Source organism: Pseudomonas sp. B16120 (assembly GCF_044218845.1).
GTDB classification, from domain to species: domain Bacteria; phylum Pseudomonadota; class Gammaproteobacteria; order Pseudomonadales; family Pseudomonadaceae; genus Aquipseudomonas; species Aquipseudomonas paracarnis.
Map to the genome: position 1 here is coordinate 4,235,843 of NZ_CP162588.1, position 13,565 is coordinate 4,249,407.

Genomic DNA, 13,565 nt, shown 5'->3' on the forward strand with positions numbered 1-13,565 from the left:
GTAACGCCTTCTTTTGCTGTCGCTGCAGACGCTTCACGGTTGGGATGTCGGAAGGCTGAAGGCCATTACATAGTCACCGGTGTCGGGAGAATGCGCTGCCCCGCCTACGGAAATGACAACGTACTGTTTGCCCGTCGTCGGCGAGACGTAGGAGATCGGCGTGGCGCTGGCGCCGACCGGTAATTCATGTTCCCAGACGAGTTTGCCACTTTGCCCGTCGTATGCCCGGATGTAGTAGTCCTGATAACCGGCAAAGAATACGAGGCCGCCTGCCGTGGTCATCGTTCCTGCATAAGTTGGCATGCCCATGGGCATGGGCAGGTGTGATGCGATACCCAGTGGCCCCAATTGCTCTGTGGTGCCAGCCGGCACTTGCCAGGCCACCTTGTGCGTATTCAGATCGACCGCCGTGACGGTCCCATAGGGTGGCTGGTTGCACGGAACCCCTAGGGATGACATCCAGATATAAATGGCTTGACCGTAAGGTGTTTTCAACTGCGGTGACGGCCCATGTCCGCTCACCTCGATCTGGTGGTTTTTTGTCCAAGTATTGAACTCATCACGAGGCATCAGCCAAAAGATGTTCGGCACCCGGATATCGTTCATATAAGCCAGATGATTAACGGGGTCGTAGGAGACGCTACCCCAGTTGAATCCTCCGATATTGCCGGGCTGATCCAGCGCCTTGGTCAGACCGATCGGCGTGAAGTCGCCCTCGTAGCGCAGTTGCTTGAACATGATGCGGCACATGAGTTGGTCGAACATGGTTGCCCCCCACATCTTCTTCTCGGTGAGGTGTTCGGCACCGATAGTCGGCATCCCTACCGAATAAGGCTGTGTAGGCGAAAGCTTTTCTTCAGGTACCGCACCGGCCGTAGGCACGGGCTTTTCGACGACGTCCGCAATCGGCTCTCCGGTGGCGCGATTTAGCAGGAAAAGCTGGCCACGCTTGGTGGTTTGCAATACCCCGGGGATGGTTCCGCCTTGGCCGTCAGGCAAATCGACCAGCGCGGGTTGAGAAGGCAAGTCGTAGTCCCAGATGTCGTGATGGACGGTCTGGAATTTCCATTTCGGGCGGCCCGTCATGATATCGAGGGCGACAAGGGAAGAGTTGTATTCATCCGAGTGCGGTGGTCGCTCCATGCCGAAAAAGTCCGGCGTGGCATTTCCCAGCGGCGCATAGATAAGACCCAACTGGTCGTCATAGGCAGCGGCGGTCCACATGTTGGGCGTGCCGGGCGTGTAGGTCTGCCCCGCCGGTGGCAAGCCGGTTATGTCCGGGTTGCCCAGGTCCCACGCCCATGCCAGTGCGCCGGTGCGGGCATCAAAGGCGCGGATCACGCCTGACGGCTCACCGCGGCTGTAGTTATCAACTACCCAGCCACTGATAATAATGTAGTCGCGCGCCACCAGCGGCGCGGAAGTCTGAAAGTAGAACCCAGGCTTAACGTCGCCCATGCCCTGCTTCAGGTCGACGACGCCGTCGCTGCCAAAACCTGGGCACTGCTTGCCGGTCTTGGCATCTAGTTCGATCAGGCGCGCATCGATGGTGGAATTGACGATTCGTTCCGCACAGACGCCATCAGCCGGCGCCTCCTTGAGCTTGTAGTAACCCAGGCCGCGGCAACGGTTCCAGATAGGAGATGCACTATGGGTATCGAATTTCCAACGTTCTCCCCCCGTATCTGCATCGATAGCAGCAATGCGATCATCGGGTGTGCAAGTGAACAACGTATCTTCAATTTGCAATGGGGTGTTCGAATCCACGGCGCCCTTGTCCAACTGGATCTTCGCGCCGGTACGATACGTCCAGGCCACTTTCAGGTCCTGAACGTTGTCACGGTTGATCTGCGTAAAGGGCGCGTAGCGCGTACCCGCAGTGGTTCGGCCATATGCGGACCAATTTGAAGGCGTGGTGTTTGTGGCTGCTGCAGTAAAAGGTGTGCCCGAGACAGGCGAGACGACACCATGTGGAGTAAAGGCAAACCCAAAGAACACAGCCGTCCCTAATAGCGCTAGTACACCCAGGCCGCGTATCCGACGCCGGGAGTCCGCAGGCGACCAAGTGGATAACAGGAGCAAGCCGATGCTCGCCAACGCTGCCGGTACGAGCAGGCGTGGAAACAGCGCCCAATAGAACGTGCCTGACTCCCAGAGCGCCCATGGAACACTCAGCACGGCAACCGCTACCAGCAGCCATACTCCACAAACTTGCCTACGCCAAAGCATGACGCCAGCGCTCAGATAGGCCCATCCGGCCAGCACGTAATAAAACGATCCGCCAAGGGTTAAGAGGTAAGCTCCACCTAACAATAGCCCCAGCCCCATCAAGGCAACTAGGCTGGCAAAAATACGATTTATCGAGGTCACAGTTGAACTCCTATACGCTAAATGGCTCTCAGACTTGGTGATGATAGTGTTAGTCTATTAATTTTAGCCATGCCATATGGAGCAACTATACATTGCATAAAAGCAACGCCATGTGGAGCGAATACCACACCTTCCTCGTTGCCGCGCAAACATTGAACTTCAGCCGTGCGGCTGAACGGCTTGGGCAGAACACTTCAAGCATCAGTCGCGCCGTGACCCGGCTGGAGGAGCACCTGGGTCTGCGCTTGTTCAATCGGATGCCCTCTATGCGATTGACGGACCCGGGCGAGCGGCTCTATAGCGAAATCGCGCCCTTGTTCGAAGGCCTTCAGGAGGTTGAAAGCGCGATCAAGTCGGATGATGGAAAAATTAGAGGACGTATCCGGGTCGTCGGATCGCCCGAGGTTGTGCACTGGTTTATCAACCCGGCTATCGCTCGAATGCTGGAAGAACAGCACGAAATTCATTTTGAAGTGGAGGCCAGCACACGCGTGCCAAACCCCATTGAAGAGCCAGTGGATGTCTACTTCAGTCATCGCCGCGCCGAAGTGATTAACAAGTCGCTGGTTGCTCGGCCAATCTGTTCAATGCCACAAGGGTTATTCGCTTCTCCCCTGTTACTGGCCGGCAGGAAACCTCCCCGTGTACCGGACGATCTCCTGCAATGGCCCTGCCTTGGACGTCAGGGAGAACCCGAGTGGGAGCTGATCGACCCCCAAGGACATAAACACCTGATGCCGGTGCAAGCCATCCTGCTTGCCACACCGAACGATGCGCGCATGGATCTTACTCTGCGCGGACTTGGCATCGCGCAGTTCAATTTGCCCAGCGCCAATGAGGCCGTAGAGAGCGGAAAACTGGTACGTGTTTTACCTGGCTATACCCTCCAGAACATGTCGCTGTATGCTTTTCTACTGTCACGACGCTTGATTCCGCAGGCGGTGCAGATCTTTCTGCGCTATACCACGGAAGAGGCAAAAAAATACTTCCCCGATTGACCCCTGACTTGATATCGGTTCGTTAGGGCAGATGACGTACGACCTTAATAATCTTATAGCCTCCTATTCGTTGCATAACCGAGTAAAAACACTATGGGCAATTACTTTCATCATGTTCTTATTGGACTATTGGCCCTGCTTCCTATGGCCAATCCTCTAACTAGCATCTCCCTTTTACTAGGCCTTGGAGGAAAGCTGCCTACAGTAGAGCGTAACCGGCAAATCCTGAAGGCAAGCTTATATGTAGCTCTGATTATGTTTGTCAGCTTCTACGGAGGCAGCCTGGTAATGCAGGTATTCGGAATATCTGTCCCCGGCTTGAGAATAGCCGGAGGCCTGATCGTTACCTACATCGGTTTCGCCATGCTTTTTCCAGCAACGACACCTGACGAAACAGAGGTTCAGAAAGATTTACTTTCAGAGAAAGAGAAATCAACCCCACATTTCCGCGATCTGTCATTTGTACCTTTAGCTCTTCCTGGTGCAGCAGGCCCCGGCACGATAGCGTTGCTTATCAGCTCCGCCTCTACCCTGCAGTCGACCTACCAGACCCTGCCACTCGTCATTCACCTTGCAGCCGCAACCGTATTCATCATTACTGCGCTTATTTTCTGGATAGCTTTACGATGTTCGGGGCGAATCATGAAAGTGCTTGGTGAGTCAGGAATCGATGCAATTTCCCGCGTCGTTGGTTTTCTACTGGTTTGTATGGGCGTTCAGTTCGTTATCAATGGTGGTTTTGAGTTAGCGTCTACACCTATGCACTGATCATAGTTCTCATAATAGTGAATTATTAAAGGCCGTTGATATTCCCGCGGCCACATTCGCTAGCACCAGGTGAATGGGTGTTCCTACGCCTATGGAGAACTGACGCCTTGCCGCCCTCAGGAAGCTAGGGGGCCAGACTCGGACAAAATCAACATTGGCCAGTTACGACTAGCCCCACTACAAAACAATGGTTAGTGCGCTGTGAACCAGTTGGGGTGTAGCACCGGAAAATGTTCCTTCAGCCAATCCACAAATGCCTCGACCTGAGGCGCAAGATGCGTTCTGCTTGGATAAAGCACGAAAACCAGGCGAGGCTTTGGACGAAATGCCTTGAGCACTTCGATCAGTTCTCCGCTTGCGAGGAATGTCTCAACGGCAATTCCAGGCGCTTGAACAATGCCGAAGCCTGCAACACCGCATTGAACGTAGGCATTCGACTCATTCACGGTGATTCCACGCCGAGGCGTATGTGGACGATCTTCGCCGTCTACCGAGAAGTGCCAAGGCAGCGGTCTGTTATTTTGACCGGAAAGGAAGCTGACACATTGGTGGTCTACTAGATCTTGTAGGGTTATGGGTGCACCGCAGGCTTGGAGATAACCTGCAGACGCACAGGTCACCATGGTGGCGGTGCCAATTTCTCTAGCCACCATGCTTGAATCCGGAAGTTCACCCATTCGCAATACACAGTCGATGCCCTCGGCTACGAGATCTACCGTACGGTCGGTCACGCCTAGCACAAGCTCGATGTCGGGAAATGCCTCGGTAAACCTCCTAAGGCTTTCCATGAAGCTGTGCTGGGAAAATGCAGTAGGGATGTCAATTCGAAGCCGCCCTCGCAACGTCGATCCACTACGGTCGAACATGGAAGTGGTTTCTGCGATGGTTGCTAAAATCTCTTTGACGCGTTCGTAAAACCGCTCTCCCTCAACAGTCAGTTTTACTTTACGCGTAGTGCGCTGGAACAGACGGACACCCAGCGAGGCTTCCAGATCCTGAATGGTGCGTGTGACGTGCGGTCGCCCGGCCTGCATTGCCTCAGCGACTTTGGTGAAGCTCCCCAACTCCGCTAGCTTGGCGAATACTTGCATCGACTGTAGAAGCTCCATAAGTCTCTTCTCGGGAAGCGAGTTAACGGGATGATTGTTGCTTATCAGGATAACAATCCTGTTCGTTTCTGCACATTTATCTAGGGCCGCGAAACCTTAACAATGTCCTCAGCGTAAAGGAGGAGCTTTGCTCCCCTGCACATTCAAAATTGTTGGAGACAGAAAATGAAAGCGTGGCTTCTAAAAGATTTCGGCTTGGATAATCTCGTGCAGGGCGAAACGGAAACCCCCGTGCCCCGAGCGGGTGAGCTGCTGGTTAAAGTAGGCGCTGTATCACTCAATTTCCGGGACAAGGCCATCGTTGACGGCATCTATGAACCTCACATGGTGCCCAAGCCGCTGATCCCCGTCAGCGATGCGGCGGGAACTGTCGTGGCAGTAGGTGAAGGTGTCAGCCGCTTTGCTATCGGAGATCGGGTCAACTCACACCTCTACTCACGTTGGTTAGACGGCATGCCTGGGCCAGATGAACCCAACTACTGCTTCGGCTCGCCATTGCCTGGTGGTCTGGCGCAATACATGATCATCCATGAAGACAGCGCAGTACGTGCCCCCGACAATATGTCTGATGAGGAAGCAGCGACCCTTCCAATTGCTGCTCTGACGGCGTGGTATGCGCTCGTCGACTATGGCCAGATAGAGGCCGGCCAAACCGTTTTGGTTCAGGGCTCTGGAGGTGTTTCTGTTTTTGCAGCACAAATTGCTACCGCTTTGGGAGCCAAGGTTATCGTCACCTCCAGCCGTGATGACAATCTGGAAGCTGTAAAAAAACTGGGCGCGGTTGCGGGTGTGAATTATCGCACCACCCCTGAGTGGGCAGAGGAAGTTCTGAAGCTCACTGACGGCAAGGGAGTGGATCTGCTGCTGGATGTGGCGGGCGGGGACGGCATCAACCAATCGATTGCTGCGACAAAGGCAGGTGGACGTATTGCACAGATCGGCTTTCTGACAGGCCAGACCTCCGCCTTGAACCTGATGCCTATGATTTTCCGGCAAACAACGATTCGCGGCATAGCCGTTGCTCCACGCTCGTCATTTGACCGAATGAACGAATTCTTGAACGAGCACAAGATTCGCCCGGTAATCGACCACGTGTATCCATTTGATCAAGCACGCGAAGCGTACGAACATCTGGCCAGAGGCGCCGTTGGTAAGGTAGTAATCAAAATCGCGTAGGACCAAGCCGCTTCAATCTCACTCGCCCGCTGCAACGGCAGGCGCGTGAGCACGGCCTTCAAATAAGCATGCGGATCATGCCCATTGATGGCGTCATACGAAGCGCGCTAAGCGTCTGGATTGCTGGGTCAAATCCCAAGCAAAAAAAAGCCTGCATCTCTGCAGGCTTTTCTCTATCTGGCTCCACGACCTGGACTCGAACCAGGGACCCAATGATTAACAGTCATTTGCTCTACCAACTGAGCTATCGCGGAATGCGCCGTATGTTACTGATTAAAAAGAAGAAGTCAAGCGCCATCAGAAATTTTCCGCAAATTCCCCCCCTGTTCGCTTGAATACGACGGTTCCCTGGCCAGTTCCAACCAGGCCCGCGCTGCCGGTGGCAGGTGGGCGCTGGCGCGCCAGGCCAGGGCGATGTGCCAATCGGTGTGGGGCTCGTCCAGGGGGATCAAGGCGATGCCGGGGTGTTGGTGTTTGTGCGCCAGCATCCGGGGCAGGAAGGCGACGCCCAGCCCGGCGGTGACCAGGTCGACGATAAAGTCTATTTGCCCACTGCGAGCGGTGACTTTAGGTGTCACGCCTTTACGTTCGCAGGCGCTGAGGATCTTGGCGTTGAGGGCAAAGCCGGCTTCGAACAGGATGAACGGCGAGTCGGCCAGGTCGGTGAAGTCGATGCGCTTGCGCCGGGCCAATGGGTGGCCCATGGGCAACACGGCGACCAATGGCTCGTTGCGCACCGGTTGGTAGTCGAAGCCTTCATCAACCGGTAGCAGCAAGGCGGCGAGGTCAACCTCCCCCGCTTCCAGGCATTCGCGCAGCCTTTTACTGCCGTATTCGGTCAGTTCGATGTCGATGCCCGGGTAGCGGCTGCGGTAAGTGGCAAACATGGCCGCGAACAGCACGCCGCACCCTACCGGCGGCAGACCGATGCGCAGCACGCCGCGCTTGAGACCGCGCAGGTCGTTGATTTCAGCCATCAGGTCGGTGCGTTCGGCGAGCATTACCAAGGCGCGGCGGTAGGCAATTTCGCCGGCGGCGGTGAGTTCGTTCTTGTGGCCAAGGCGATTGAGCAGCGGCATGCCTAATTCGTCCTCAAGGGTCTTGATCGCTTTGCTGACGGTGGACTGGGTCAGGGCAACCACTTCGGCCGCCTGGGAGAACCCACCCTGGCGCACCACTTCGACAAACGCACGCAGTGTTCGTAGGTTCATCAGTATTCCTATAACGACTGGATGGCAGTGATAAAAGTTGTTTTCATCATGGCATAACTTTGCTTAGGGTGTAGCACTTTGCCCTGTGGAGACACCGTCGATGATCATCTCGTCCGCTTCCGACTACCGCGCTGCGGCCAAACGCAAGTTGCCGCGCTTTCTGTTCGATTACATCGACGGCGGCGCCTACGCCGAGCACACGCTGCGCGCCAACAGTTCGGACCTGGCCGAGATCAGCCTGCGCCAACGCATCCTGCGCAATGTCGACAACCTGAGCCTGAGCACCCATTTGTTCGGCACGGAACTGGCGATGCCGGTCATCCTCAGCCCCGTCGGGCTGACCGGCATGTATGCGCGACGCGGTGAAGTGCAAGCAGCCAAGGCGGCGGCCAACAAAAACATCCCTTTTTGCCTGTCGACAGTGTCGGTGTGTTCGATTGAGGAAGTGGCCTCGCAAAGCCCGCAATCGATCTGGTTCCAGCTGTATGTGCTCAAGGATCGCGGCTTCATGCGCAACGCCCTGGAGCGGGCGCAGGCCGCCGGGGTGACAACGCTGGTGTTCACCGTTGACATGCCGACACCGGGCGCACGCTACCGTGACGCTCACTCCGGCATGTCCGGCCCCTACGCGGCGCAGCGGCGCATGTTGCAGGCAGTGACCAAGCCGCAATGGGCCTTCGATGTGGGCTTGATGGGCCGCCCCCACGACCTGGGCAATATCTCCAAATATCTGGGCAAACCCACCCACCTGGAGGACTACATTGGCTGGCTGGCCAACAACTTCGACCCGTCGATCAGTTGGAAAGACCTGGAATGGATCCGCGAATTCTGGAAAGGCCCGATGATCATCAAGGGCATCCTCGACCCGCAGGACGCCAAGGACGCGGTGAGTTTCGGGGCCGACGGCATCGTGGTCTCCAACCATGGCGGCCGCCAGCTCGACGGGGTGCTCTCCACGGCCAAGGCGTTGCCGCCGATTGCCGAAGCGGTAGGCGATGACCTGACCGTGCTGGTGGACTCGGGCATTCGCTCCGGGCTCGACGTGGTGCGCATGCTAGCCCTGGGTGCCAAGGCGTGCCTGCTAGGGCGTGCCACCGCCTATGCGCTGGCCGCCGAGGGCCAGCATGGGGTAGAGAACCTGCTGGACATCTTCGCCAAGGAAATGCGCGTGGCCATGACCCTGACCGGGGTCACCTCCATCGCGCAGATCGACCGTACCACCTTGGTCTAGTAGTGATGAGGGATGGTGTACGTTGTGTGCGGATAACCGAAGCGTTGTTTATTTGCGACAAACAACTCGCCCCACCGAAACAGTAAGGTTAACCGGGCCGGCAGTAATGCCGGCCCCAATCAGCCAAATAACTGGCGCCATGCTTTAACAGACTTTTCTTACTTAAAAATTAGTTAATTGATTTATAAGGATTTTTACCAACCAAATACACTTGGCATGAATCTCGCTCCAGTACTGTTCAAGCAGGTTCGGCGATGACAAGACGTGCGGCAGTGCCCCGGGGTTATAACCCAAAGAAAAGCGGTTTAAACTGTTTCCAATGTTTTACGGAACTGAAGGATCAGTAAGACGCTTGGCACTCGCCACTCTCATCCCGCCTGTAAGACAGCCCAGTGCTTAGAGGCCACCCGCTTATGAAAACCCCCACCCAGACCAACGCAATTGACTTTGACAGTGCCAAATTGCAACGCCTGGGATTTGGCCAGCCATCCTTACGCCCACGTCGCCCCGCCACCCTTGCCGAACTTCGCCAGCAACTGAACCAGCAGTTGCAGACCAGCCTGGAGCCGGAGCGCATCCTGGGCCTGTTCTTTCGTGAGGTTCAGCGCCTGGTGCCGCTGGACGCGTTGCAATACCGTCACGCCGCCAGCGACCTGCGCCTGGAGTTTGGCCACCGGGGTCATCACTCCGTCAGCTACACCCTGAGCCATGAAGGCGAGCATCTGGGGGAACTGGTCTTTCGTCGCAACCAGCGGTTGCTTGAAGAAGAACTGAGCCAGCTCGAACTCCTGCTGGTGACCTTGCTTTATCCGATGCGCAACGCCCTGCTCTACCGCGCCGCCACCCGCAGCGCCCTGCGTGACCCGTTGACCGAAACCGGCAACCGTGTGGCCATGGACCAGACGCTGCAGAGAGAAATCGACATGGCACGCCGGCATTTGCACCCGCTGTCGTTGTTGATGCTGGACATCGACCACTTCAAGAAAATCAACGACACCCATGGGCATGCCGCGGGCGACAGCGTGCTGCGCGCCGTGGCCGGAGCGATCAAACGCCAGCTGCGCAACGTGGACATGGTGTTCCGGTTTGGCGGGGAGGAGTTTTTGATCCTGCTGTCCAACACCGGTCGCGATGCCGCGAGGATGGTGGGAGAGCGCCTTCGCCAGGCGGCACAAGCCCAGGACTACTGGGTGGAGGGCACGCGAATAGAACTGACCGTGAGCCTCGGCTGCTCGACGCTGCTGGCGGCCGAGTCGGCTGAAAGCCTGCTGCGTCGGGCCGACAATGCGTTGTATGTGGCCAAGCGCGAAGGTCGTAACCGCTTGGCGATGGCGGGGTAAAGTCAATTGTGGCGAGGGAGATTGCTCCCTCGCCACAGTTACCGCTACGCCTCACTGGCGATGCGCACAGGGCGCTCGCGAACGGCTGGCGCCTTGTCTTTCTCTGTATGCTCTAGACGCATGCAGCTTTCCAGGAACAAGTGCATGTAGTCGTAGCTCTTGCATACCGCCTGGCGCAACTCTTCCTGCAGGGCCTTGCTCGGGTTGGTCCCGGCCAGCGTGCAGATGATTTCCAGGGCTTCCCAAGGGTGGGCGTCATCGTACTGGGCGTGCATCTTCAGCCACTTCATCGCCCGCTTGCGATCTTCCTCAGGGAAGGCGGCAGCATACACACCGGTAGAGCAGACCACGGCGGACCACTCCCCCGTCGCCCCCTCGATCGCGTAGTTGGTGGCGGCAATCGCGACGATCAACGCATCCGCCGAGCTGGTGTGCCAGCACCAATGACTCAGGGCGTGCAACTCAGGCGGCACCTCCTGCGCTTGCAGTTCTTCAAGGCTGACGCCGTGAGCCCGCGCCCAATTGACCCAATAGTCGGCATGGTTGAGCTCCACGCGGATATTGCGCATGAGCCAACGGCGCGCCATATCCTCCCCAGGATGACGGGCAAACTTGGTCTTGGTCAGGTTCTGCGCCATGTACAAGGCAAACTGTTCCACCACCGGCCAACCACCAATCAGGTAGTGGCGCATGGTCTTGGCGCTGAGGGCGTTGTCACGCATGCGCTGATACAGTTCGTGCTCGACAACCCGACGCTTGCTCTCGCTACAGTCCTGGATCAATTGCTGCGCCCAGGCGGGGTAACTGGAGGCTTCCATAAGCGGGCCGGTTCTGTTGAATGTGTCGATCACTGTGGGGCTCCTTTTCAAGTGTGATTGTACAGACCAGCAAATGTTTCAGCGGAAAGTGCCGGGCGCCTTGAATAACAGTGGCTGCGGCCGCTCAGGTCGGCACTGCAAGCTATCAAAGGTAAACAATTGCGGGCGTTCAATCAGGTAGCCCTGAGCGTAATCCACACCTATCTCAAGTAAAGCCTGTTCGATCTGGGGTGTTTCAACAAACTCGGCAATCGTGCGCTTACCCATGACGTGGCCGATGTGGTTGATCACTTCGACCATGGCGCGGTTAATCGGGTCGTCCAGCATATCCTTTACGAAACTTCCATCGATCTTCAGGAAGTCTACAGGTAAATGTTTCAAATATGCGAATGAGGACATTCCGGCGCAAAAATCATCGAGTGAGAAATGGCACCCTAACGCTTTGAGTTCATTAATAAACCGAATCGCGCTGCCCAAATTGGCTATAGCGCTGGTTTCAGTTATTTCAAAACAAATCATTTCCGGTGGAATGTTGTAAGTATCGAATTTCTGACGCAAAAAACCTAAAAAGTCATCATCGCCAATGGTTATGCCTGACAGATTAATCGCACACATGGCCATGGGGCGGCCCGGGCGCTCATGCATGCAACGGGCGATAATCTTGAATACGTTTTCCACTACCCAACGATCCAGGGACGTCATCAACCCGTAGCGTTCGGCCGCCGGAATAAAACTGTTGGGCAAAATGATCCGCCCCGCTTCGTCATGCAGGCGCAGGAGAATTTCGATGTGCCCACTGCCGGCGTCGGTAGGGCCCAAAGGCGCAATTTCCTGGGCGTAAAGGCAAAAGCGGTCTTCCTCAAGCGCAATATGCAGCCGCTGTACCCAGGCCATCTCGCCAAACCGCAGAGACAACTCCGAGTCGTCGACATGGTAGACCTGCACCCGGTTGCGCCCCTTTTCCTTGGCCATGTAGCACGCCATGTCGGCGGCACGCAGGGAGGTTTCCAGGGTGGTCGGGGTTTGCGAGATATGCACCAGGCCGATGCTGACGGTGGTCATGAAGGGCCGACCCTTCCACACGAAGTGCAAGTTCTGCACAGTGTGGCGCAGGCTCTCGGCGATTTTTTCCGCCACCGGCGCCGGGCAGTTCTCCAGCAGGATACCAAACTCGTCGCCGCCCAACCGAGCCAGGGTGTCGCCCTCGCGCAGGTCCGACTGCAGCAACGCGCAGATGTGGCGCAGCAGTTCATCGCCCGCGGCATGGCCACAGGTGTCATTGACCAGCTTGAACTGGTCGAGGTCGAGGAACATCAAGGCATGTCGCCCACTTTGCTGGCGCGCGACCTGTTGCAGCACCTGTTCAAGGCGGAACTCGAACTCGCGACGGTTAGCCAGGCCAGTCAACGCGTCGTGGGTGGCCTGCCAGGAAAGGTTGGCGATGTACTGGCGTTCCTGGGTCATGTCATGCAGCACCAGGACCGCACCGCTGACCTTGCCGGCACTGCGGATCGGCGCGCCCACCAGGGTGACCGAGACGGTGCTGCCGTCCAGGCGCTGGATCAGCTTGGAATGCTCGCTGCCGCCGCTGAACTGGCCTTTGACGATGTGTTCAATCAGTGTGAAACCGTCGGGCTCGGCGTTTTCATTCAAAAGCTTGAACAGCGCCGCCAGCGGCAGGCCCTGGGCTTGCTCCGAGCGCCAGTGGGTCAACGCTTCGGCTGCAGGGTTCATATAGGCAATGGCCCCGTCGACGTCGGTGGTAATCACCCCGTCGCCAATCGACTCCAATGTGATCTGCGCCCGCTCCTTCTCCGCTTGCAGCGCATCGGCAAAGGCATGACGCTGGGCCAGCAGCTTGTGGGTGCGCAGCAGCGCCAACACGATCAGGCCCAAGGCAGTCGCCAGGTTGGTGATCAACAACAGGCGCAGGATCATCCGCGAACCTTCGCCCAGGGCATCGCTGAACGCCTTGGCAGCGGGCGTCACCCCTTCATTGATGGCCGTGATGCGCGCCTTCCAATGATGGACATCGTCACTGCTGACGTAGCCGGAGGTAATGGCGCCGTGCATCTCCTGAGCCAGCTCATCGAGCTGCACGAGGTAGCCGTCGCCCACCGTCCACAGCTCAATGGCTTTTTCCAGGTAGCTGAAATGACGGAAGTTGAGGTATAGCCAGATCAGGCTGGAAACGTCGTCCGGATGATTACCGCCCTTGAGAATGCCCAAGCGGGCCGCGTCCGTATCGGGGGTGGGACGGTCCAGAGCAATGCGCAATTCATGCCCACCCTGGGGCACGGCAATGGCCTGCTGGTATTTGAGGTAGGTGGCGTCGTTGCGGTTATCGGCGTAGAGGGTCAGGTAGTAGATGGCATCCTTCTGGCCCTTGGACCACAGGCTTTCGCCCGCCACATAGCCCCGCACTGCCGAAAGCACGTAGAGACTGACGCAGCCTAACAATGCCTGGAACAACACGACGGCGATAAAGGGCCAGACAATACCCAGCAGGCGTGGCGTTCCGAGAGTCCGCTTTTGCTTCATGAA

The 13,565-nt window shown here is 57.0% G+C and carries 10 protein-coding genes, 1 tRNA gene and 1 pseudogene; 5 read left to right on the plus strand and 7 right to left on the minus strand.

The window, feature by feature from the left end; all coding sequences use genetic code 11:
* Positions 1–33: 33 nt before the first annotated feature.
* The gene (locus AB4P90_RS19785) at positions 34–2,328 is read right to left on the minus strand and encodes a membrane-bound PQQ-dependent dehydrogenase, glucose/quinate/shikimate family (RefSeq protein ID WP_395606108.1); all 2,295 of its coding nucleotides are present in this window, start codon (positions 2,326–2,328) and stop codon (positions 34–36) included.
* A 134-nt stretch (positions 2,329–2,462) separates the two neighbouring features.
* Between AB4P90_RS19785 and AB4P90_RS19790 the strand changes: the two genes are divergently transcribed.
* A complete protein-coding gene (locus tag AB4P90_RS19790; RefSeq protein ID WP_069868682.1) occupies positions 2,463–3,368 on the plus strand; it encodes a LysR family transcriptional regulator in 906 nt (301 codons plus the stop codon).
* A 93-nt stretch (positions 3,369–3,461) separates the two neighbouring features.
* The gene (locus AB4P90_RS19795) at positions 3,462–4,136 is read left to right on the plus strand and encodes a MarC family NAAT transporter (protein WP_038450977.1); all 675 of its coding nucleotides are present in this window, start codon (positions 3,462–3,464) and stop codon (positions 4,134–4,136) included.
* A 191-nt stretch (positions 4,137–4,327) separates the two neighbouring features.
* On the opposite strand, the gene AB4P90_RS19800 is transcribed toward AB4P90_RS19795, so the two are convergent.
* The gene (locus AB4P90_RS19800; RefSeq protein WP_395605321.1) at positions 4,328–5,227 is read right to left on the minus strand and encodes a LysR substrate-binding domain-containing protein; all 900 of its coding nucleotides are present in this window, start codon (positions 5,225–5,227) and stop codon (positions 4,328–4,330) included.
* A gap of 183 nt (positions 5,228–5,410) precedes the next feature.
* Between AB4P90_RS19800 and AB4P90_RS19805 the strand changes: the two genes are divergently transcribed.
* A complete protein-coding gene (locus tag AB4P90_RS19805; RefSeq protein WP_395605322.1) occupies positions 5,411–6,421 on the plus strand; it encodes an NAD(P)-dependent alcohol dehydrogenase in 1,011 nt (336 codons plus the stop codon).
* On the opposite strand, the pseudogene AB4P90_RS19810 reads toward AB4P90_RS19805, so the two are convergent.
* From AB4P90_RS19810 to AB4P90_RS19820, 3 genes and pseudogenes are all read right to left on the minus strand, one after another.
* Positions 6,352–6,510: pseudogene (locus AB4P90_RS19810) on the minus strand (transposase domain-containing protein); the annotation flags it as partial. The gene AB4P90_RS19805 and the pseudogene AB4P90_RS19810 overlap by 70 nt on opposite strands.
* A gap of 89 nt (positions 6,511–6,599) precedes the next feature.
* A tRNA-Asn gene (locus AB4P90_RS19815) sits at positions 6,600–6,675 on the minus strand.
* A 33-nt stretch (positions 6,676–6,708) separates the two neighbouring features.
* Positions 6,709–7,632, minus strand: coding sequence for a LysR family transcriptional regulator (locus tag AB4P90_RS19820; RefSeq protein WP_395605323.1), 924 nt, complete (start codon positions 7,630–7,632; stop codon positions 6,709–6,711).
* A gap of 100 nt (positions 7,633–7,732) precedes the next feature.
* Here AB4P90_RS19820 and lldD point away from each other — a divergent pair, with 100 nt between their 5' ends.
* Both lldD and AB4P90_RS19830 read left to right on the plus strand, forming a co-directional pair.
* Positions 7,733–8,863 carry an FMN-dependent L-lactate dehydrogenase LldD gene (gene lldD / locus AB4P90_RS19825; protein ID WP_014719250.1) on the plus strand — a complete coding sequence of 377 codons (1,131 nt, stop codon included), beginning with the start codon at positions 7,733–7,735 and terminating at the stop codon, positions 8,861–8,863.
* A gap of 413 nt (positions 8,864–9,276) precedes the next feature.
* A complete protein-coding gene (locus AB4P90_RS19830) occupies positions 9,277–10,203 on the plus strand; it encodes a GGDEF domain-containing protein (RefSeq protein WP_014719251.1) in 927 nt (308 codons plus the stop codon).
* A gap of 44 nt (positions 10,204–10,247) precedes the next feature.
* Here the strand turns inward: AB4P90_RS19830 and AB4P90_RS19835 are convergent, their stop codons facing one another.
* A complete protein-coding gene (locus AB4P90_RS19835) occupies positions 10,248–11,021 on the minus strand; it encodes a TenA family transcriptional regulator (protein WP_178122936.1) in 774 nt (257 codons plus the stop codon).
* Between the two features lie 78 nt (positions 11,022–11,099).
* Positions 11,100–13,562, minus strand: a complete 2,463-nt coding sequence (locus tag AB4P90_RS19840; protein ID WP_020302253.1) for an EAL domain-containing protein — start codon at positions 13,560–13,562, stop codon at positions 11,100–11,102.
* Positions 13,563–13,565 lie beyond the last annotated feature (3 nt).

Coding starts and splice junctions, on each gene's coding strand:
- AB4P90_RS19840 (WP_020302253.1), bottom strand. CDS start 13,562: ATGAAGCAAAAGCGGACTCTCGGAACGCCACGCCTGCTGGGTATTGTC.
- AB4P90_RS19795 (WP_038450977.1), top strand. CDS start 3,462: ATGGGCAATTACTTTCATCATGTTCTTATTGGACTATTGGCCCTGCTT.
- AB4P90_RS19820 (WP_395605323.1), bottom strand. CDS start 7,632: ATGAACCTACGAACACTGCGTGCGTTTGTCGAAGTGGTGCGCCAGGGT.
- AB4P90_RS19785 (WP_395606108.1), bottom strand. CDS start 2,328: ATGGGGCTGGGGCTATTGTTAGGTGGAGCTTACCTCTTAACCCTTGGC.
- AB4P90_RS19830 (WP_014719251.1), top strand. CDS start 9,277: ATGAAAACCCCCACCCAGACCAACGCAATTGACTTTGACAGTGCCAAA.
- AB4P90_RS19805 (WP_395605322.1), top strand. CDS start 5,411: ATGAAAGCGTGGCTTCTAAAAGATTTCGGCTTGGATAATCTCGTGCAG.
- AB4P90_RS19835 (WP_178122936.1), bottom strand. CDS start 11,021: ATGGAAGCCTCCAGTTACCCCGCCTGGGCGCAGCAATTGATCCAGGAC.
- AB4P90_RS19800 (WP_395605321.1), bottom strand. CDS start 5,227: ATGCAAGTATTCGCCAAGCTAGCGGAGTTGGGGAGCTTCACCAAAGTC.
- lldD (WP_014719250.1), top strand. CDS start 7,733: ATGATCATCTCGTCCGCTTCCGACTACCGCGCTGCGGCCAAACGCAAG.